Annotated in this window: 2 pseudogenes; both read left to right on the top strand. The window is 53.3% G+C overall.

The features are described from left to right. A pseudogene (locus tag AC1RPZ_RS27345) lies at positions 1-242 on the top strand (hypothetical protein); the annotation flags it as partial. Positions 243-254: 12 nt separating this feature from the next. After that, positions 255-643 (top strand): annotated as a pseudogene (locus AC1RPZ_RS27340) (lipase family protein); the annotation flags it as partial.

Genomic DNA, 643 nt, shown 5'->3' with positions numbered 1-643 from the left:
TCTCGGCGTACACCCTCGATCAGCTACCGGGTAAGACCGTGAAGATGACGATCAGGTTGGCGGACGAAGAACGGCCCGGCTGGGGAGATACCTGGGTCAAGGTACCCAATGGCTGGAAACGCTGCATGGGCAAAGGTTTTGAAGATCAACGAGCTTACTGCAATGGAAACTACACGGATTTCAGCACCTTCAAAATGCCGGATGGCCGCATCTGCACCATTTACCCAGGCTGCACCGAATAAGGAAATGACGACATGACGCTAATGGATGAAGAACTGAGCTCAGCCTTGAGCAGTCGCGTGCTTGCATGCCCCGTGCAAGGTAAGTGGACCAGCTTTCAGTTGGTCGACGAACTTGGCTCGGGTGAACCCTATGACGGATTAGCCTATGAAGTAACCGATTCAGAAGGGCAAAAGTACACTGGTCGGTTGGATGCCACAGGCAACGGCAAGGTGGATAACCACTTTGCCGGGCCGATAGCGCTCATCCTTGATCAAAAGTATCAAGGGGCAGAAGAACTATATAAAGACCTACAAACAAGACCGCATTACCCGCTCAAGATCACCGAACTCCAGGTCCGCGCCGAGCAAACCCGCTACCGGAACAAAAACGCCACCCGCACTAAAGACAACCCCGCACAAGC

The organism is Pseudomonas sp. GW822-FHT02D10, assembly GCF_058802345.1.
This window is presented reverse-complemented; position numbering and strand designations above follow the sequence as displayed.